Source organism: Gelidibacter sp. (genome assembly GCF_035577925.1).
In the GTDB taxonomy this organism is placed as follows: Bacteria; Bacteroidota; Bacteroidia; order Flavobacteriales; family Flavobacteriaceae; genus Gelidibacter.
The window spans coordinates 1-19,637 of the sequence record NZ_DATJCY010000193.1; the positions used below are offsets into that span (position 1 = coordinate 1).

Consider the following 19,637-nt stretch of genomic DNA (forward strand, 5'->3'; position numbering starts at 1 on the left):
ATGGTTCTGGTTGCACTAATGATATGCCTGTTTGAAAATATGTTGAAAAATTAGGCCGAATATTATCAGGGTTGCTGTACTTAAGTTGTGAATGTTATATAAATATGATTTTTGAAGGTGTGGTTAATAAAATTAAAGTGTAGGAATCGAATTCCAGCTATTCGTAACGGTATTAAAAATTAATTTAATTTTAGTGTAACACTTCAAATTATTCATAGACTTATAAATTAATTATGAAAAAATCATTACTTATTCTAGTTTTCGCCTTGGTAACCATGGTTTCTCAAGGCCAACAAAAAAAATGGACACTTGAAGAATGTGTGGCTTACGCTTTAGAAAACAATATTTCTGTGAAGCAATCAGAGCTAGATGTCAAGGTTTCAGAAATAGGGAAAAAAGATGCGATTGGTAATTTTTTACCTTCATTAAACGCTTCTACATCTTACGGCTGGAACATTGGGCTTTCTCAAGATCCTGTTACCTTTAACGCTGTTACGGCTACTTCAAAAACCTTATCTGGCGGCGTGAGTTCAGGTGTTACTTTATATAATGGCTTGCGTAATTTGAATCAGCTTTATCGTTCTAATCTTGAAATCATATCAAAGCAATATCAATTGGATAAAATGAAGGATGATATTTCATTATTGGTTGCCAATTCGTTTTTGCAGATTCTCTTCAATAAAGAAAGTTTAAAGGTTTTGGAATCTCAACAAAGTATTACTCAACAGCAGTTAAAACGTACTCAAGATCTTGTGGATGCTGGTTCTTTGCCTAAAGGTGATTTACTGGAAGTTCAAGCGACCATTGCTTCACAAGAACAGCAAATAGTGAATGCTGAGAATGCCATCCAACTTTCAAAAATTAGTTTGGCACAGATTCTCTTGATCGAAGATTATCAGAATTTTGATACGGCCGATAGTAATTATATCACTCCAGAACCTCAAATATTAAACCAATCGGTGAATGCCATTGTGGCCAAGGCCAAAGAAGTGCGTTATGATATTAAAATTGCCGAAACCAATTCAGAATTGGCACAGTATGATTTAAAAATTGCTAAAGGTGCTTATCAACCTACACTTTCTGGGTTTTATAGTTTTGGGACCAATTATTTTACATCAGAGTTGTTTGAAACGCCCAATTTCAAAACTCAAGTTTCCGATAATAAAGGACATAGTTTTGGGGTTCAATTGAGTATTCCTATTTTTAACGGTTGGGCTGCAAGTAATAATGTGGACCGAAGCAAAGTGAATGTAGAACGTTCAAGATTTCAGTTGGAACAAGCTAATCTCGATTTGGAAACTGCGGTTTACCAAGCTTATAATGATGTTAGGGGCGCTTTAAAGGCTTATCAGGCTTCTGAAAAAACATTGGCAGCACGTCAAGAAGCATTTAATTATTCAAGAGAACGTTATAATGTCGGACTTTTAAATGCATTCGATTTTAATCAATCACAAAATCAGTTTGAATCGGCACAAAGTGAGGTGCTTCGTGCCAAATATGATTATACTTTTAAACTTAAAGTTTTGGAATTTTATTTCGGAATTCCTATCACTAATTTAAATTAAACAACCAGCATGAGCAAAAAAACATTAATCATAGTATTATCATCAGTAGTACTTTTAATTTTAGTACTAGTTATAGGTAAAAAGGCAGGTTGGTTTGGTAAACCAGGCAATTTTAAGGAGGTTGAGACCCAAAAGGTAGTCCTTATGGATATTGTTGAAAAGGTTTCGGCAACAGGTAAAATTCAGCCTGAAGTTGAAGTGAAAATATCCAGTGAGGTATCTGGAGAAATTATTGAATTGCCTTTTAAGGAAGGTCAGCAAGTCAATAAAGGCGATTTGTTGGTTAGGGTTAATCCAGACCTTATCCAATCGGCTGTGAATAGAAGTCAAGCAACATATCAAAATGTAAAGGCTGGTTTGGAGCAAACTGAAGCGGCATTAAGAGAAGCTAAATTGAGTTATGACCGTAATAAATTGCTTTTTGAAAAAGGGATTATTGCCAAATCTGATTGGGATAAAGCAGTTTCTTCTTATGAAATTGCACAAGCTAATCGCCAATCAGCATACTATAATGTTCAGAGCGCCGGGGCAACTGTTAACGAAGCCAAGGACAATTTGAACAGAACCACTATTTATGCGCCTATGGCAGGAACGATTTCTAAGTTGGACGTGGAGTTGGGCGAGCGTGTTGTTGGAACCCAGCAAATGGCAGGAACCGAAATTTTAAGAGTTGCCGATTTAAATAATATGGAAGTTGAAATTGATGTCAATGAAAACGATATTGTCAAAGTGCAAATTGGAGATTCGGCCATTGTTGAAGTTGATGCCTATCTTAAAAAGGAATTTACTGGTGTAGTGACGGCAATTGCCAACTCGGCAGCGGGCACGCTTACGGCCGATCAAGTCACCAATTTTAAGGTAAAAGTCAGTATTTTAAAAGATTCATATCAGGACTTGATGGAAGGTAAAGATGAAAATTATTCACCATTTCGTCCGGGAATGACAGCAACAGTGGATATCATTACCAACAAACGACGTAATACGGTTAGCGTTCCTATTAGTGCCATTGTAATTAAAACGGATACGTCTTCGGTAAGATCTTTAGGGAAAACGGATGTTGCAAAAGAAGAGGCTACGAACAATGTTCAAAGCGACGTGAAATTTGAATGTGTATTTGTCAAAAATAATGACGAGGCCAAATTGAGAGTTGTAAAAACCGGAATTCAAGATGATACCAATATCGAAATTCTATCGGGTTTAAAAGCTGGAGATGAGATCATCATTGGTCCTTATAACGTGGTTTCAAAAACCTTGAACTCAGGTGATAAAATAGAAGTGAAAAAATCTGCTGGTGTTAAGTAATCACTTTAAATCAATACGACTAAAACAATAGATAGTGTCCTATATTCTTAATATTGAAACGTCAACAACCAATTGTTCGGTCTCTCTTTCCAAAGAAGGAGAGACTTTGGTTTTAAAAGAAGATTACAATTCCAGTTATTCCCATGCTGAATCCTTACATGTATTTATCGATTCGGTTTTTAAGGAAGCTGGTATAAAAGCTGATGATATTGATGCGGTTGCAATCAGCAAAGGGCCTGGGTCTTATACGGGTTTGCGCATTGGTGTTTCGGCGGCAAAAGGCTTATGTTTTTCATTGGATAAACCATTGATTTCGGTTGATACCTTAGAGTCATTAGCGCATCAATTACAAATTGATTCTGGATATATTGTGCCCATGCTGGATGCCCGTCGTTTGGAAGTCTATGCGTGCGTTTTTGACAACAGCCATAAAGCGGTTCGATCCATTGAAGCTGAAATATTAAATGAACACAGTTTTAAGGCGTTTTTAGATGATGGTAAAGTTTACTTTATAGGAAATGGTGTTGAAAAAACAAAGCAACTTATTTCGCATCCCAATGCTGTTTTTATCGAGCATAAATTACCTTCAGCTAATGATATGTCAAAATTGGCCAATTTGAAATTCAATAAAAATGACTTTGAAGATGTTGCTTATTTTGAGCCTTTTTATTTAAAAGATTTTATAGGGACCAAAGTTTAATCTTCTTTGGTTGTTACAACATGTATTTTTCGTTGTGGATAAGGAAGATCGATACCTTGTGCTTCTAAACGTAATTTTCCTTCTTCGAGAAATAACCAGTGTAAATTCCAGAAGTCTGCATTTTTTGCCCAAAAGCGCAATGTAATATTCACCGAGTTTTCTGCTAGTTCTGATACCACAACCATTGGTTTTTTTCCTTCATCTTGTAAAACTTGAGGTTGTTCATTTACTAAATTCAAAATCACCTCCTTAGCAACTTTTATATTACTTTCATAACTGATGCTGTATGTAATGGAATCTCTTCGTGTCCCTTCGGCAGAATAGTTAATGATGTTTTCATTGGATAATTTTCCGTTGGGAAGTATGGCTACTTGATTTCCTGAAGTTGCAAGTTTGGTATTGAAAATTGTAATGGCCTTTACTGTTCCATCCACACCTTGTGCACTTATAAAATCACCAACTCTAAACGGTTTTATAATCAGTATTAATACGCCGCCAGCAAAATTGGATAATGAACCTTGTAATGCCAGGCCGACCGCGAGACCTGCTGAAGCCAAAACTGCAACAAACGACGTGGACTCAATGCCCATTGTGCTTAAAACAATGATGATGAGCAGAATTTTAAATGCCCAGTAAATAAGGTTAAGTAAAAAGTCTTGGATGCTGACGTCATAGTCTGCCTTTTCCATGCCTTTTTTGAGCCATTTGAGGATGATTTGTGCGAACCACGATCCTACAATCCAAATGATGATGGCGGCTATTAGTCTGGGGCCATAAATCAATAACAGTTCATAGCCTCTTTCAATCCAATGTTCTAAGTTCAAGGATATTTTGTTTTAATATTAATAGGAGATAAAGTTATTCAATATAAAATAAAATGCAAAATACCGATTTTAGAAAACATTAAAGTTGAGTTTGCAATCTCGATTTTTAGCCATTTTATTTATGTACAACTCAGGTTTTGATTTTAAAATACTATGGAGATTCTTACAATCCACGAGTTATTACTATTAAAAAAGCGCTTTTTAAAGCGCCTTTTTAATATTTAATGAACTTCAAATGTTATCTTTAGGGTTAGCCTAAATTCTGAAATCTCGTCATCTTTTACAGTCGCACTCTGGTCTTTTATATAAACAGATCGGATATTTTTTACCGTTTTAGATGCTTGTTTTACGGCTTGTTTTGCAGCGTCTTCCCAGCTTTTTTCTGAGCTTGCTAATATTTCAATAACTTTTAATACTGCCATCTTTATGAGTTTTAAATTAATAATTTAATGCTCTTAAAGATAAGAATAAAAAATTAAAAATTATCCATTTATAGCCTCTACTGTAAGAACTTTGCCTTTTAGCATTTGTTTGAGCATGTTTTCAATGCCGTTTTTTAACGTATAAGTTGATGATGGACAACCACTGCAAGCACCTTGCAAAACTACTTTTACCAGTTTGGTTTCTGGATCGTAAGATCTAAATTCGATATTTCCACCATCACTTGCAACAGCTGGTTTCACATATTCATCTAGTATAGAAACAATTTCTTTTGAAACGTCATCATAAGTTTCAAAAGCGGCCTCAACTTGGTTCTGTGATTTTTTCAAAGCTTTAGGAGCATCTGGTAAAATAATATCTTTGTCGGTGTCCAAATAATTTTGGATAAATTCACGCAGCTGAGCTGTTATTTCACTCCAATCGGCAGTGTCGTGTTTACTAATGGAAATAAAATTTTGATCAAAAAACACACTTTTTACAAATGGTAAATGGAATAGTTCGGTGGCCAATGGTGAATATTTGGCATCTTCCACAGAAACAAATTCATAAGTGGTGGCAACCAATTTTTTATTGGCAACAAATTTTAAAGTGGATGGATTTGGCGTACTTTCAACATATACGGTTGAAGGTGTTTTTTTAAGAACTTTACTTTCGGTCACAACAAGATTCCCACTGTTAATATAGTCTTCAATTTGTTGGGCAACCTCATCTTGCACATCTGCCCATTCAATGATATCATAACGTTCTAAAGCAATAAAATTGCCAGAGATATATACCTTCTTTATAAACGGCAGATAAAATAATTGTTGCGCCAAAGGAGAGGCTTTAGCTTCATCAATATTATTAAATTCAAAGCTTTCGTGATTCGTTAAAAATTGATCGGCTTCAAATTTTAATATGTTAGGATTACTCGTGGTCTGTATTGAAATTGTGGTCTTTTCCATAGGTTTTTTTTCTTTCTGCAAAAATAAGCAAACAAAAGGTATAATGGATTTTATTAAGATTGATATAGGCTTTAATTAGTAATTCGTTAACGTCATAACAAGTTTTTCAAAACACATATAATTGTTTTGAAATGTTTGATCTGACGATTTGGTGGATTTTATGAAATAAAATTCTTAGAAGTTTACAAATTGAACATTTATGAACACTGGTTTTATGATTAAAAGGTTATTTTCGTATATGATTTATTACTTCTAGAAAACAATTCGTATTCATAGAAATTTACAAGAATAATCTTGGAATTTAAAAACTTAAATATAATTTAATATGCCTATCATAAAATCAGTAAAAGGAGAATATCCGCAAATAGCAGACGATTGTTATATTGCAGAAAATGCGACGATTGTTGGTGAAGTTACTATTGGAGCACAGTGTAGTATTTGGTTTAATGCCGTTATAAGGGGAGATGTGCATTATATTAAGATCGGTAATAAAGTGAATATCCAAGATGGTGCGGTCATTCATGCAACATTTCAAAAATCGCCTACAACTATTGGCAACAACGTTTCCATTGGGCATAATGCCATTGTCCATGGCTGTACTATCCATGACAATGTATTGATTGGAATGGGAAGTATCGTGATGGACGATTGTGTGGTAGAAAGCAATAGTATCATTGCGGCAGGTGCTGTGGTGACTAAAAATACGCGAATAGAATCGGGAAGTATTTATGCCGGTATCCCCGCTAGAAAAGTAAAAGATATTAGTGCCGAATTGATTTCGGGTGAAATTCATCGGATTGCGGAAAATTATGTGATGTATTCGGCTTGGTTTAAAGAAGAATAGGGATTAACGATTGATGATTGAAAACTGACAACGGAAAATGGGTAACAGCTATTTTGGGCTGTATGAAAATATTTTTTCAATACCTTTTCTCTAGTTCTTATTCGAAAATGTACAAATATACTGGGTCGCAAGAAAATTAATGCAAAAAATCGCTACCACAAAAATATCGCATATAAGGGTGCGTTACCTAAATTTTACAAATGTTTAAGAGGTATACTGCTTGTCATTAAGCGAGTTGGGTGGATCGGATTGTCCAGTTTTGAGTAAAGTGGCGAAAAATATTTCTCTAAATAGTTCCAATTCGTATTTTCTGAAAGTAAAACATTGAAGTCGTTTTATTGACTTCGGAAATTTGCGAAAGCTAAATCGGGATATACTTTTTTCAGTTTGGACATGATCGGTCTAAATTTGAGAAAATTAAAAGCCTGGAAAACTTTAGCAAATCAATTCACAAGAGTATCGATGAAAACAAAAATAGTCCAAACGCCTATTCCGTTAATAAACAGTAGTTCTGTGACGCCATTAATTCCGTTTTTTTAATATAGAAAGAACGACCGCTAGCACTGTTAATCCAATTATAGCCAAGCCGGAAATACCAAGGAATTTTGTGTCGGAAAGGATCAGTGCTTGAAAGGTACTGATCAGTGCTGGTAATGAAAGAAAAACGACAACCGCCAAAATGATATGGAGCAATCTTTGCGACGATGGAGCAAGACTTTTTAAGCTATAGCTCTAGGGTTTTATATTATGTGTCACAAATGCCAATAGCGCAAGCGATGCAAAACCAATGTCTATATATCGCATTAACTTATCATATTCACCAAGGTCGTAGTATTTGGTTAAAAGCCAAAAGAAGGCATATGTGAGTAAGGCAGTTGTAATAAGCAACCATTTATAACCATTGACAAATTTATCTCCATAAAGACTTTTATTGCTTAAAAAGCTAGCGTGTATTTTTCTAAATCCAACTTTACGTGTTTTATGCCTTTCTTATAACATAAGGTAATATACTTGCTTGTGCGAATCCAATCAGCAATATTCCTAGTTTTGTGAAAAGCATTGAGAAAGATTTTGGACGAGATGACTATTTTTAATTAAAAATCGAGACGTTGTGTCTACAACCAAATGTTAACCTTCTAATATACCAACTTTTCATGAATTGGATGAGGTGGCTATAAGTTATTATAATTCCGATCAATCAAGGGAAATATGCCGGCGGCAACATATATAATGCTTCTGCAATTGATTTATATGGAATTATTAGTCCGAGGACATCACCAATAAGATAAGGACCAATACGGGTGTAGATGACCAACTTTGGATAAATAATGCTATTTAGATTTCACAAGCCTATTTGCATACTATTCTACAACAAACAGGTAAATACCTGTACTAAAAAAGAAGCCTTCTCGCAAAAAGCATTGGTAAAAAGCTTGTTGGTTTCAGTTTAAGAAGCGACTATTTTATGTTATTACCGTTCATCAATACTATGTTAACTTGTTTTTATCAATCTCATACTCGGTTTCAGTCAGACCTCATTTCAAATTAATGAATTTGGCAATCAACCCGCAATGTTGTGGGGGAGTTTAGAAAAGCGACCCATCTTAAATCTATGTATGTGGAAAGATTATGAGAAATTTAAATATATTTGAAACAGGTTAATTCGGTGCATTTCGGTTAACACAAAAACGAGAATCAACTTTAGTTAAAATAATACATGAGCGAACCTTTTCAGCACTTTGGATTTGCCTTAGCCATTGGTTTATTGATTGGTCTAGAGCGCCAATTCAATATGTCCAAAGAATCTGAATACTCTCATTTTGGGGGAATTCGAACATTTCCATTATTAGCTTTAACGGGGTGCTTAGCTGCTATGTTAGGTGATTTAATGAATTCTCCTTGGGGATTTATTTTACCCATTTCCATCGCAGGTGCTTTTTTAATAACGGCCTATTTAGGCACTGTAAAAGACAGAGATTTGGGACTCACAACCGAAATTTCTGCGCTCCTCACTATGCTGATTGGTGGAATTTGTTATTATGGCGAATTAGAATTGGCCGCTGCACTTGGAATTGTAATGCTGATATTATTGACTTTAAAAACAGAGCTACATAGGTTTAGTAAAATGTTTACAAAAGAAGAGATTGCCAGTTTAGCCAAATTTGGTTTAATGACGGTCATAATTCTTCCTATACTTCCCAATCATCCTATTTTCCCAGCTCCTTTTGATGTTTTGATTTTACGAAACATTTGGCTCATGGTCATATTGGTTACTGCAATCGGTATGGTGGGTTATTTTTTAAATAAGTATATCAGTCATCAAAAAGCGATTGTTTTAACGGGTTTTTTAGGCGGTTTGGTTTCAAGTACCGCTGTAACATTGTCGTATTCTTCAATGAGTAAAGACCGACCTGCGCTAGCAAATGCTATGTCAATTGCCATCATAGTTGCATGGATGACTATGTTCCTTCGGATCATTGTTGAAGTAGCCGTCGTCAATCCGCATTTATTGGAAGCTTTGTGGATTCCCATGGTAACTGCCGCTGCATCAGGAGGATTGTATTGTTTGTTTATTCAAAGAAAAGTGAATACTACTAATTCGATGGAAGGTTTTGTTTCCACAGAAAAGCCGTTTTCGATTCAAAAATCCTTACTATTTGGTGGACTTTATGCCCTTGTTATTATTGTTGCCAATATTGCACAAATCAATTTTGGCGATAAAGGGATTTATGTTTCCGCCATTGCGGCAGGTTTTACGGATGTAGATGCAATCACGCTTTCTATGGCTGAAATGAGTAGAGTTTCCGGATCTGTAGAACCCAATGTCGCTATTCGTGCCATCACTTTAGCTGCGGTTTCTAATACCTTGGTGAAAGCTTCTATTGTTTTTATAACTGCTCATTCTACATTGAAAAAACGAATTCTTCCGGGCGTTGTTTTCATCATTGCAACTACTTTAACCGCTGCTTTTCTTATATAATATTCTGGGTTTTTCTTTCGCAAAGTGCTAGCCATGTGCCACGATGAAATTGTGATAGCTGACAGCAGACAACCAACAACTGTCTAAAACTTGAGGTACTGCACAATATATTTTTCTTCTAAAATATTGTTCAAAATTTCAATATTCCCATTGGTGTAAAATTGATTGTTCGCGTGGGAAGTTTGTGTGTTCAATAAATGGTTTTGTTCCAAAATCGATTTGGTCTGACGTGCCACCGCTTCGCCTGAATCTATAATTTTAACATGGTTTGGTAGGAGCTCTAACAAGAGTGGCATAAGATATGGATAATGCGTACAGCCCAAAACCAGGTAATCTATATCGGCATCAATCATGGGCTGGAGATATTTTTTAAGAAGTGCTCTCATAGCGTCACTATATATTTCCCCTTCTTCAATTAGGGTTACAAGACCTTCACCAACTTGCTCAATAACGGTAATGCCATTACTATATAAATCGGTTGTTTTATGAAAGAGTTCACTACTGAGTGTGCCTTTGGTTGCCAAAATGCCAATAGCTTTAGTTTCTGTTTTTAATGCTGCCGGTTTTATAGCAGGTTCAATACCTATAAATTGAATGTCATAAACTTCACGAAGGGTTTTGATGGCGTTTGTAGTTGCGGTGTTACAGGCAACAACAATAAGTTTGCATTGTCTGGCAATAAGTTCCTCAGTATTTTTGATGCTCAAATCGATGATCTCTTGTTGCGTTTTGTTGCCGTAGGGAGCATTTGAGCTGTCAGCTAAATAAATAGTATGTTCATACGGAAGTAGGGCTTTTATCTCCTTAAAAACGGAAGTGCCACCAATGCCCGAATCAAATATACCAATAGGTTGCGTGCTCATATTACAAAAATAGGAAAGCCACTTGTAAAAAGCGGCTTTCTGTATAAGTTTTTATTTGTGTCGAAGTAATTCTTAGAATCCTAGTTCTTTTTTAACATCTGCCATAAGGTCTTTCCCTTCAGCTAAAATAACACCTGCTCCTGGAGAAGAATCCAATACATATTGAAAACCTTGAGCTTTTGCAACTTTAATAATAGCAGCTTCGGCTTTGTCAGTAATAGGTTTTAACAAATCAAATTCTTTCTTTTGAAGATCTTGTTGGGCAGTAGCTTGAAATTCACGAATACCTTGTTGCATACCTTGAACTTCTTGAGATCTTTTAGCATTTTCCTCGTCAGTTTTGGTTTCAACTTCAGCTTGGTATTGCTTCATTTTATTTTGAAGTTCTGTAGCTTGGGATTGAATTTCCGCCTCGTAAGTTTTTTGCAATTTTTCTAGCTCAGTTTGAGCGCTTTTCATTGCTGGCATAGCTTTAATAAGCTCTTGTGTGTTAATATGAGCAATTTTACTTTGTGCGTTAGAGAAGCTGGTGGCTCCAATGAAAAGTAATCCTGCAAATAAAAGGGTCTTAAATTGTTTCATTTTTAAAATAGTATTACGTGTTATAATTATTAATTGTTTTTAGTTATTGTTGTTTTCTGGAATAGAATCTTTTTTTTGCTTATTGGAATCCCGTTCATCTTTTGCTTTTTTGCGATCATCCAATATTTTTTTTCTGCGATCGTCAATGGCTTTTTGACGCTCTTCACGATCGGTTATTTCTTGTTGCCTTTTTTCTTCGGCAATTTGCGCTGACGTTTTTTTGATTCCATCTGTAGCCGATTGATTTTTATCTGTTTTTATCGAAGTGCTATCTTGAGGATTGTTTTTATTATCGCGTTCTGCTTTTGCTTTCGCTCGGTCATCCAAAATCTTTTGACGTCTGGCATCGACGGCCGCTTTTAAAGAATCTCTGGTAGCTTGCTGTTCGGCTCTTCTGGCATCGGCGGCAGCCATACGTTCATTTTTTTTGTCTTCAGCTGCTTGTGCTCGGGCATCAAGGGCTTCATTGATTACAGGTACAACATCTTCGTCGGTTGCTGCTTTACGTTCTGCTTTGGTCTGTGCTTGTGTGCGTTTTGAAGATCTTGTGATGCTTCTTAAAACCAATTCGCTAATATCAAAACGTTCTGCAGCATATAGCATGACCACATCTGCCGATTTATCAAAGATAAAATCATATTGCCTACTATCGGCAATTTCTTGTACCGCTGCGAAGATTTGATCTTGTATGGGTTGCATCAATTGTTGTTTCTGGATCATCATGTCGCCATTTGGTCCAAAACGATTTTGTTGATAATCCAAAATTTCCTTTTCCTCAAAACTAATGTCTTCATAACGCTCATCGTACAATTCTTTGGTCAGAAGTACGCGTTCATTATTGAGCTGTGTTTTTTTTTGGTCCAGTGCTGCTAAACGTTGATCGATTTCAGCTTTCCATTGGCCCACTTTTGTTTCTAGCTGTGCTGTTGCTTCTTGGTATTCTGGAACATTTTCTAAAATATATTCAGTGTCAATATAGCCTATTCTAACACCACGTTGTTGGGCATTTGAAGTAAAACTCCAAACACTTATACAGGTTATTAAAAAAATAACTTTATAGTTCATCTGTTTATATTTTATCATCTTTTTGGCTCACGCTTTAAATCCTATAACTCCAAATCAAATTGGTGATTTTGTTTAGTGGTGCAATTTTATTCAAATTAACGAAATATATTTTGAAAAATTTTAGCACTTCCATTAAATCATTGATCTATCAAGAAAATACCGTGCCAAACTTAAAACTGTTGCCCAATAATAAAGTGTGTTTCCCAACCATTTTTAGAGGTTTGATTAGGTAAAGCGTCAAAACCATGGCCAAAATCTATACCTAACAATCCAAAGGCTGGCATGAAAATACGCAAGCCAACACCTGCTGAACGTTTGATGTTAAATGGGTTATAATCTTTAAAGCTGTCATAAGAATTACCACCTTCCATAAAACCTAAAGCGAATATTTTTGCTTGTCCACCTAAGGTAATTGGGTAACGAAGTTCCAATGAAAACTTGTTGTAAATTGATCCACCATCTTGAGTAGATAAGGATTGGTTAGGATAACCTCTCATGGCTATGGATTCCCTTCCATCTAGTGAATAATTTCCTAAACCATCACCTCCAACAAAAAATCGCTCAAAAGGAATTACCCCTCTATCTTGATTGTAGGCGCCAAGAAAACCAAATTCTAAGCTCGATTTGAAGATTAATTTATTAGCCACTAAATTGGTGTACCAATCGCCTTTAAACTTAACCTTATAAAACTCCAGCCACTTATAACGCTCTTGATCGATTTCTCCCATTCTGCCATAGTCATCTTGGTCATTTGGGTTTAATGCTGCTCTTTCTTCCTTTAGTGCTGTATAATCTACATTGTTAAGCAATGAGTATGGCGGGGAGAATTTTGCCGTAATGGAGAAACTAGAACCTCCTGTTGGGAAAATAGGGTCGGTATAAGTACTGTTTCTACTTAACCCAATAGTATATGCTAAGTTGTTGGAATAGCCATCACCAAAAGTAAATAATCCCGTATTGTAATTTTTCAGATCATAATGCTGAAAACTTATGGCCTGTGATAAATAGAAGTAATCATCTGGTTGTGTTAACCGTTTTCCAAGGCCAAAAGTGATTCCGGAAATATTGAAACGCTTACTTTTATCGGCATCTCTAGTTATTGGGTTATATAAAAATTGTTTGGTATGCGATATAGATGTTGAAAACTGGGTAGGGCGTTTTCCACCCAACCAAGGTTCTGTAAAGGAAAAACTATAGGTTTGATAAAAACGACTGGCTTGTAGGCGCAACGCTAAACTTTGGCCGTCACCTGTTGGAACTGGTTTGTAGGCCTCGCCTTTAAAAATATCTTTAATGGCAAAGTTGTTGAATGACAAACCTAAGGTTCCAATAAACCCGCCACCGCCATAACCACCTTGCAGTTCAATTTGGCTCGATCCTTTTTCGACCACACCATATTCTATATCTAACGTGCCTTCATTAGGATTCGGGTTTTGGATATTTGGAGTTAATTGTTGAGCATCAAAAAAGCCAAGCTGTCCTAGTTCTCTAATGGTTCTAACAATATCTCTTTTTCTATAAAGCTGTCCCGGACGTGTTCTTAATTCTCTATAAATAACGCGATCATTGGTTTTGTCGTTGCCAACCACCGATACGTTGTTAAAATAAGCTGGTTTTCCTTCGGTAACTCGGATTTCCATATCGATGACATTTCCAACAGCACTCACTTCTACGGGATTGATGCTTGAAAACAGATAGCCATTATCTTGATATAAGTTGGTAATGTCCTGAGCATCTGGCCGTGTATCGTCTGCAATTCTCTTTTTGAGTTCAACGCCGTTGTAGGTGTCACCTTCTTTAATTCCTAAAATTGATGATAATTGTTGATCTGAAAATATGGTATTGCCAACAAATGAAATTTTTCCAAAGGTGTATTTTTCGCCTTCCTCAACTTTAATGTTTATGGCAACCGTGCCATCGGAAACACCGTATATGGAATCAGAAATGATACGGGCATCTCTATAACCGTTTTCTTTATATTTATCAATCACACTGACCAAGTCTTCTTTGTAGTCATCTTGGACGTATTTTGAACGTTTAAGAATGCGGATCGGATTTTTTTGCTTTGTTTTTTTCATGGCTTTTCTAAGCTTCTTGTCACTTAGTTTTTCATTGCCAGAAAATGCGATTTGACTAATTTTTACTTTATCCTTTTTATCAATATCCACAAGCATATTGACTCTCGCTTTTTGGATGGAATCAACAACGGGAGTGGTCGTAACAGTGACTTTAGTATTAAAAAATCCTTCCTTTTTGTATTTATTGGTCAGGTAGTTTTTAGTGGTGGTAATTAAGTTTTCGGTTACCTTAACGCCTTTGGTAAGTTTATTGTCTTTTATTAAGGCCTCTTTTTTGCCTTTCTTAACACCTGTGATTTCGAGTTCGTTAAGTTCTGGTAAATCTTGAAGGCTAATTTCTAAATAGGCAGAATCACCTACTGTTTTGGTAAGGTAGATGTCAATATTGCTAAAAAGATTGGAGCCCCATAGTTTTTTAAGTGCTTCGCTGATGCGTTCCCCTGGGATCGAAATAACCTCTCCCTTTCTTAAACCAGAATAGGTGATTATTGTTGCTTCACTAAAATTGGTATCGCCTGTGACGACGATTTCTGCGATAGTATATTTTTCACCTGAGTTATATGAGCTTTCCTGCGCCGTTAAAGCAAGGGAGAATAACATAAAAATGGCACTGAAAAAGGTATTAAGAATTGTTTTCAAAAGCGTGTTGTTAGCTAAGTTGTTCACTTGTTTTTCCAAATCGTCGTTCTCTATTTTGATAGTCAATCAAAGCAGTGTATAAATCATGTTTTTTAAAATCGGGCCATAGAATACTGGTGAAATATAATTCGGCATAAGCAATTTGCCATAACAGGAAATTGCTTATTCGTTGTTCCCCACTGGTCCTGATAAGCAAGTCCACATCTGGCAAATTTTGCGTGTAAAGATGCTTATTTATAATGGATTCGTCAATAGAATCGCTAGATATTATATTATTTTTAACTTTATCAGATATGTTTTTAACCATATTTATGAGTTCTTCGCGCGAGCCATAACTTAGTGCTAAGGTCAGTATCATACGGTTATTATCCTTGGTTTTTTCCATCACTTCAGCAAGCTCTTCTTTAGCTTTTTTAGGAAGATCGTTGAGACAGCCAATGGCGTTGAGCTTGATGTTATTGTCCTGTAAAGTCTTGATTTCTTTTTTCAGGGATTTCACCAAAAGCTTCATTAATGTTTGGACCTCAATTTTTGGACGGTTCCAATTTTCGGTAGAAAAAGCATATAAGGTCAGATGTTTTATACCAATTTCGGCACTGGCTTCAACCACTTCCCTTACTGATTTTGTGCCATTTTCATGACCTATAACTCTAAGCAATCCTTGCTGCTTTGCCCAGCGCCCGTTGCCATCCATGATAATGGCCAGATGTACAGGCAGTTTGTCGGTATGTATTTGATTTTTTAAGTCCACTTAATAATAACAATAACAAGGTTTTTGACCAAAGGTGTAAGTTAGGGTAATTCCAGAAAAAACATACCAATCATTGCTGTTTTTATTCCCGAAAGGCACTAATGAAGGTGGATCTCCAGGAATAGGGTTAGGAGTAAAAATTCCAGGGTCACTACTATCAATTTTATCAGAAAACGTATAACGCACACCAATTTCTGCAGCTAATATAAATCCTCCTCCAACAGTTGCTTTAAAACCTAATGCCATAGGAATCCCAAATGCCCAGTTATAGTTGTTGTCAAAGCTTGGATAAGTAGTAGTGGTGTTACGGATATTTGCTTGCTGGTTAAAATAATAAATTTTATGTCTTGCAGTTGAAATACCAGTGTATAAATAAGGTGTAAACTGAGGATCCATACTATGAAGGTCAAAATCTAAAAACGTAAACTCCATACCAGCCGAAATCTCAACAATTGTATTTTCAAAACTGAAGTTGCGACTTTGGCGTCTGGCATCATTAGTGTCTTTATCATTAGCTTTCAATTGGCTGAGAATTACCGAAGCTCTATAAGAATGTCTCGGACTTCTGTTCCATTTAAAGAGGAGTCCACCAGCTGTACTGTTAGGTGCTATATAGTTTGTACGACCAACATCGCCAATAAAATTACTCCCGCCGAGAAATGCACCGACTTCGTAAATTTGAGCGTGGATGTTTGGTATAAAACAAATGCTAAAGATTATTAAAATGATAGACCTCATAAATTTTAAAAGTTTGCAAATATAATAAATAAGATAAGCCTTTAACAATTTGAGCTAAATTGTATTACAGATAAACAGTATTTAAAAGTTTTTATTGTTTAATTGCGTTTATCTTCCCCCCAAAGGAGTTTTTTGCGTAAAGTGTCAATAAAGCTTTCACTGTATAGTTCGATCATCTTTATTTTAAAATCTGCTTTTTTTATGGTTACGATGGTGCTATTGTGTAAAGTTGCTATTCTTGAATCTAATGAAATCAGATAAAAATCTTCCCGTCCATCAACCTTTAATTGGATTTGTGTGTGATCGGGTATAATTAAAGGCCTGGCATTTAGATTATGTGGTGCAATTGGGGTGATCGCAAAACTTTTGGCGGCTGGCGAAATTACGGGGCCACCACAGCTCAACGAATATCCGGTGGAGCCTGTTGGTGTTGAGACAATCAAGCCATCCGCCCAATATGAGGTTAAATATTCACCATCCAAATGGGTTTCTACCGTAATCATGGAAGTGGTGTTTTTTCGGCTGATGGCAATTTCATTGAGCGCAAAGTTAAGTTGCGTCAGATCTTCGTTTTCTGGATTGGTTTCTACACATAATAGGCTGCGTTCAGAAATTTTATAATTACCCTCAAAAATGCTGTCAATAGCACTTTCAATCCGATTGTTTTGAATAGTTGCCAAAAAGCCCAACCGTCCCGTATTAACACCAATAATAGGTATGGCCAGGTTGCTTACATAGGTAATGGCCCTTAAAATGGTGCCATCGCCTCCAATGCTTATGAGTAAGTCAAACGACTCGTCCAGGGCTTGAAAGGTTTTGATTGGAACCGAAGTTTTGAAATCTAATTGTTCGGTAATAAGCTGAAAGAAGTTTTCCTCAACAAAAACTTCAGATTTTTTTTTAGATAATGCCTCTAGTAATGCGCTAAAAGAAGCTTCGTTGCCTTTGTAATATTGGCTATAAACAGCAATCTTCATGGTCATTATATGTTGAGGTATTTGTTAAGGTATTGTGAGCGCTCTTTTAAATTTTCAATATAGGTATCTTCTTCATGACCAGAAACAATGTTATAACTGTATCTTCTAAAGGTTTGGATAAGGTTGTTAAGTCCAATATTTCCAATTCTAATGGTTACCTGAACAAGGTCATTTTCTATTTTAGATATAAAAGCTCCCAGGATTTTGCCGTCGTTCGATTCAACAATCTGGCTAATTTCACTAAATGAATAATCTTTGATTCCTTTTTCGATAATTAAAGTGCCACCTGGTTCTGAGAAAAATGGTGTTTCATTAAATACACCAATAATGTCATTAAGCTCATAATAGCCTAAATAATTATTCTCTTCATCTAGGACAGGCATGATGTTGCAGGCGTGTTGTGCAAAAGTTTCTATGACTTCCAGCCATTTTGTATTTGATCTGACAAAAAAGTCTTCCAACGCGTGTCTGCAATCTAAAATTGCTTTGTTGGCGTCAAAGCAGTGCACATCGGTTTCTGAGATGCATCCTAAATAAACATTATTATTTTCAATAGGAATATGTGAATAGGTCAATTCATTGAACATCATTTTAAGGTCACCCACCTTGTCATTTATATTCAATGGCTTGATGTCGTTGATAATGTACTCTTTTAGTGGCATTTTATTGAGTTTGTTCTTGCAAAATAATTAAAAATAACTATAATAAGCATTATGTACTTTGTATTTTTGCTCATTTAAATGAAAACTATGACAAAGCTGAGTGTTAATATCAACAAGATTGCCACTCTTAGAAATTCTAGAGGGGGCGATGTTCCAAATGTGGTCCAATTTGCAAGAGATGTCCAAAAGTTTGGAGCTCAAGGCGTGACCATCCATCCTAGGCCCGATGAGCGGCATATTCGATATCAAGATGTGTATGATTTGAAACCAGAAGTTTATACGGAATTTAATATTGAAGGCAATCCAATTCGCCAATTTGTGGATATGGTAATCGAAGTAAAACCAACTCAAGTGACCTTAGTGCCCGATGCCGAAGATGCTATTACATCCAATGCAGGATGGGATACGATTAAGCATAAAGACTTTTTGGTGGATATTGTTAAGGAATTTAAACAAAACGGCATCCGAACTTCTATTTTTGTAGATCCAGTTTTGAAGCAAATTGAAGGAGCAAAAACTGTTGGAACCGATAGAATTGAACTTTATACCGAAGCCTATGCCAACGATTTTAGCTTAGGCAACAAAATGGGAATTAAGCCTTATGTAGACTGTGCGGTTTTGGCAAATGCCTTAGGGCTGGGAATTAATGCCGGTCACGATTTATCTTTGGATAACATCCATTTTTTTAAACAAAATATACCGGACCTTTTAGAAGTTTCCATCGGACATGCTCTAATCTCAGAAAGTTTGTATTTGGGAATTGAAAATGTCATTAATATGTATTTAAGGCAATTGAAATAGGAGTAAGTGAGGTGCTGTTTGGAATTAGTTTTTAGAATTGATTCTCTGTCATCAATCATCCTTCATCAATCAGAAATCGTTAATCAACAGTTATCATGAATCTTTATTCTAATATTTTTGGCAACGGCCAAGCGTTTATTTTTCTCCACGGATTTTTGGGAATGGGCGACAATTGGAAATCCCTTGGCACAAAATTCAGTGAGAATGGTTATGAAGTGCACCTTGTAGATCAACGTAACCACGGTCGTAGTTTTCATAGTGAAGAGCAAAATTATGAGGTGATGGTTGCCGATTTGAAAAGGTATTGTGACACACACCAACTTAAAGATTTTGTGTTGCTTGGGCATTCCATGGGAGGGAAAACAGCCATGTTGTTTGCGGTGCAATATCCCGAACTTGTATCAAAACTGATTGTTGTTGATATTTCGCCACGTTATTATCCAGCACATCATGATGATATTCTCAATGGTTTATCGTCATTAGATTTTCAAACCTTAAAAACAAGAGGAGCAGTTGACGAGGCCTTGAGCCATTATGTATCAAATTTGGGTATTCGGCAATTTTTGCTGAAAAATTTATATTGGAAAGAAAAGGGGTTGCTTGGACTTCGAATTAATCTTCCGGTGTTGGAAAGAAATTCGGCCGAAGTTGGTGAGCCTTTGCCAATGCATTCCAAATTTAACAAAGAAACATTATTTTTACGTGGCGACCGATCAGAATATGTGACCGTGCAAGATGAAGCATTGATCCATGCTCATTTTCCAAAATCAAAAATTGTGACCATCGCAAATGCCGGACATTGGCTGCATGCTGAAAATCCCGCCGATTTTTATACCGAGGTTAATCGTTTTTTAAATTTATAGCGGTTATTTCTTATCTTT

Annotated in this window: 18 protein-coding genes; 7 read left to right on the forward strand and 11 right to left on the reverse strand. The window is 36.0% G+C overall.

Annotated elements, in window-relative coordinates; genetic code table 11:
* Window positions 1-233: 233 nt before the first annotated feature.
* The 3 genes from VNJ50_RS07105 to tsaB are packed head-to-tail and all read left to right on the forward strand — an operon-like array spanning window position 234 to window position 3,567.
* Window positions 234-1,565 carry a TolC family protein gene (locus VNJ50_RS07105; RefSeq protein WP_325580387.1) on the forward strand — a complete coding sequence of 444 codons (1,332 nt, stop codon included), beginning with the start codon at window positions 234-236 and terminating at the stop codon, window positions 1,563-1,565.
* Window positions 1,566-1,574: 9 nt separating this feature from the next.
* Complete coding sequence (locus tag VNJ50_RS07110) at window positions 1,575-2,867, forward strand: efflux RND transporter periplasmic adaptor subunit (protein WP_325580389.1); 1,293 nt, start codon at window positions 1,575-1,577, stop codon at window positions 2,865-2,867.
* Between the two features lie 34 nt (window positions 2,868-2,901).
* Entirely contained in the window at window positions 2,902-3,567 is a 666-nt protein-coding gene (gene tsaB, locus VNJ50_RS07115) for a tRNA (adenosine(37)-N6)-threonylcarbamoyltransferase complex dimerization subunit type 1 TsaB (RefSeq protein ID WP_325580391.1), read from the forward strand.
* On the opposite strand, the gene VNJ50_RS07120 is transcribed toward tsaB, so the two are convergent.
* From VNJ50_RS07120 to VNJ50_RS07130, 3 genes are all read right to left on the reverse strand, one after another.
* On the reverse strand, window positions 3,564-4,391 hold the full coding sequence (locus VNJ50_RS07120; protein ID WP_325580393.1) for a mechanosensitive ion channel family protein: 828 nt from the start codon (window positions 4,389-4,391) through the stop codon (window positions 3,564-3,566). The two genes, tsaB and VNJ50_RS07120, sit on opposite strands and share 4 nt — an antisense overlap.
* Window positions 4,392-4,612: 221 nt before the next feature.
* Window positions 4,613-4,813, reverse strand: coding sequence for a dodecin family protein (locus VNJ50_RS07125; RefSeq protein WP_325580396.1), 201 nt, complete (start codon window positions 4,811-4,813; stop codon window positions 4,613-4,615).
* A 60-nt stretch (window positions 4,814-4,873) separates the two neighbouring features.
* Complete coding sequence (locus VNJ50_RS07130) at window positions 4,874-5,776, reverse strand: NifU family protein (protein WP_325580398.1); 903 nt, start codon at window positions 5,774-5,776, stop codon at window positions 4,874-4,876.
* A gap of 325 nt (window positions 5,777-6,101) precedes the next feature.
* Between VNJ50_RS07130 and VNJ50_RS07135 the strand changes: the two genes are divergently transcribed.
* Together VNJ50_RS07135 and VNJ50_RS07140 are read left to right on the forward strand one after the other, a co-directional pair.
* Window positions 6,102-6,620, forward strand: coding sequence for a gamma carbonic anhydrase family protein (locus tag VNJ50_RS07135; protein ID WP_325580400.1), 519 nt, complete (start codon window positions 6,102-6,104; stop codon window positions 6,618-6,620).
* Between the two features lie 1,717 nt (window positions 6,621-8,337).
* Entirely contained in the window at window positions 8,338-9,600 is a 1,263-nt protein-coding gene (locus VNJ50_RS07140) for an MgtC/SapB family protein (protein ID WP_325580402.1), read from the forward strand.
* A gap of 83 nt (window positions 9,601-9,683) precedes the next feature.
* Here VNJ50_RS07140 and murI read toward each other — a convergent pair whose 3' ends face one another.
* From murI to VNJ50_RS07180, 8 genes are all read right to left on the reverse strand, one after another.
* Entirely contained in the window at window positions 9,684-10,463 is a 780-nt protein-coding gene (murI, locus tag VNJ50_RS07145; RefSeq protein ID WP_325580404.1) for a glutamate racemase, read from the reverse strand.
* Window positions 10,464-10,535: 72 nt separating this feature from the next.
* The gene (locus VNJ50_RS07150) at window positions 10,536-11,045 is read right to left on the reverse strand and encodes an OmpH family outer membrane protein (RefSeq protein WP_325580405.1); all 510 of its coding nucleotides are present in this window, start codon (window positions 11,043-11,045) and stop codon (window positions 10,536-10,538) included.
* Window positions 11,046-11,084: 39 nt separating this feature from the next.
* Window positions 11,085-12,110, reverse strand: a complete 1,026-nt coding sequence (locus VNJ50_RS07155) for an OmpH family outer membrane protein (RefSeq protein ID WP_325580406.1) — start codon at window positions 12,108-12,110, stop codon at window positions 11,085-11,087.
* 170 nt (window positions 12,111-12,280) lie between these two features.
* Window positions 12,281-14,788: a BamA/OMP85 family outer membrane protein gene (locus VNJ50_RS07160; RefSeq protein ID WP_414652877.1), complete on the reverse strand. Its 2,508-nt coding sequence runs from the start codon at window positions 14,786-14,788 to the stop codon at window positions 12,281-12,283.
* Window positions 14,789-14,837: 49 nt separating this feature from the next.
* Complete coding sequence (locus VNJ50_RS07165) at window positions 14,838-15,521, reverse strand: isoprenyl transferase (protein ID WP_414652878.1); 684 nt, start codon at window positions 15,519-15,521, stop codon at window positions 14,838-14,840.
* A 57-nt stretch (window positions 15,522-15,578) separates the two neighbouring features.
* A complete protein-coding gene (locus VNJ50_RS07170; protein WP_325580409.1) occupies window positions 15,579-16,316 on the reverse strand; it encodes a DUF6089 family protein in 738 nt (245 codons plus the stop codon).
* A 98-nt stretch (window positions 16,317-16,414) separates the two neighbouring features.
* Window positions 16,415-17,293, reverse strand: a complete 879-nt coding sequence (locus VNJ50_RS07175) for an NAD kinase (protein WP_325580411.1) — start codon at window positions 17,291-17,293, stop codon at window positions 16,415-16,417.
* Between the two features lie 5 nt (window positions 17,294-17,298).
* A complete protein-coding gene (locus VNJ50_RS07180; protein WP_325580413.1) occupies window positions 17,299-17,955 on the reverse strand; it encodes a CBS domain-containing protein in 657 nt (218 codons plus the stop codon).
* Between the two features lie 87 nt (window positions 17,956-18,042).
* Here VNJ50_RS07180 and VNJ50_RS07185 point away from each other — a divergent pair, with 87 nt between their 5' ends.
* Complete coding sequence (locus VNJ50_RS07185; protein WP_325580415.1) at window positions 18,043-18,756, forward strand: pyridoxine 5'-phosphate synthase; 714 nt, start codon at window positions 18,043-18,045, stop codon at window positions 18,754-18,756.
* Window positions 18,757-18,851: 95 nt separating this feature from the next.
* Window positions 18,852-19,619 carry an alpha/beta fold hydrolase gene (locus VNJ50_RS07190; protein ID WP_325580417.1) on the forward strand — a complete coding sequence of 256 codons (768 nt, stop codon included), beginning with the start codon at window positions 18,852-18,854 and terminating at the stop codon, window positions 19,617-19,619.
* Window positions 19,620-19,637 lie beyond the last annotated feature (18 nt).

Bases quoted from the DNA above. Each gene is read 5' to 3' on its own strand.
- VNJ50_RS07105 (WP_325580387.1), top strand. From the start codon at position 234: ATGAAAAAATCATTACTTATTCTAGTTTTCGCCTTGGTAACCATGGTT.
- VNJ50_RS07110 (WP_325580389.1), top strand. From the start codon at position 1,575: ATGAGCAAAAAAACATTAATCATAGTATTATCATCAGTAGTACTTTTA.
- VNJ50_RS07125 (WP_325580396.1), bottom strand. From the start codon at position 4,813: ATGGCAGTATTAAAAGTTATTGAAATATTAGCAAGCTCAGAAAAAAGC.
- VNJ50_RS07130 (WP_325580398.1), bottom strand. From the start codon at position 5,776: ATGGAAAAGACCACAATTTCAATACAGACCACGAGTAATCCTAACATA.
- VNJ50_RS07135 (WP_325580400.1), top strand. From the start codon at position 6,102: ATGCCTATCATAAAATCAGTAAAAGGAGAATATCCGCAAATAGCAGAC.
- VNJ50_RS07140 (WP_325580402.1), top strand. From the start codon at position 8,338: ATGAGCGAACCTTTTCAGCACTTTGGATTTGCCTTAGCCATTGGTTTA.
- murI (WP_325580404.1), bottom strand. From the start codon at position 10,463: ATGAGCACGCAACCTATTGGTATATTTGATTCGGGCATTGGTGGCACT.
- VNJ50_RS07150 (WP_325580405.1), bottom strand. From the start codon at position 11,045: ATGAAACAATTTAAGACCCTTTTATTTGCAGGATTACTTTTCATTGGA.
- VNJ50_RS07155 (WP_325580406.1), bottom strand. From the start codon at position 12,110: ATGAACTATAAAGTTATTTTTTTAATAACCTGTATAAGTGTTTGGAGT.
- VNJ50_RS07160 (WP_414652877.1), bottom strand. From the start codon at position 14,788: ATGTTATTCTCCCTTGCTTTAACGGCGCAGGAAAGCTCATATAACTCA.
- VNJ50_RS07165 (WP_414652878.1), bottom strand. From the start codon at position 15,521: ATGGATGGCAACGGGCGCTGGGCAAAGCAGCAAGGATTGCTTAGAGTT.
- VNJ50_RS07170 (WP_325580409.1), bottom strand. From the start codon at position 16,316: ATGAGGTCTATCATTTTAATAATCTTTAGCATTTGTTTTATACCAAAC.
- VNJ50_RS07175 (WP_325580411.1), bottom strand. From the start codon at position 17,293: ATGAAGATTGCTGTTTATAGCCAATATTACAAAGGCAACGAAGCTTCT.
- VNJ50_RS07180 (WP_325580413.1), bottom strand. From the start codon at position 17,955: ATGCCACTAAAAGAGTACATTATCAACGACATCAAGCCATTGAATATA.
- VNJ50_RS07185 (WP_325580415.1), top strand. From the start codon at position 18,043: ATGACAAAGCTGAGTGTTAATATCAACAAGATTGCCACTCTTAGAAAT.
- VNJ50_RS07190 (WP_325580417.1), top strand. From the start codon at position 18,852: ATGAATCTTTATTCTAATATTTTTGGCAACGGCCAAGCGTTTATTTTT.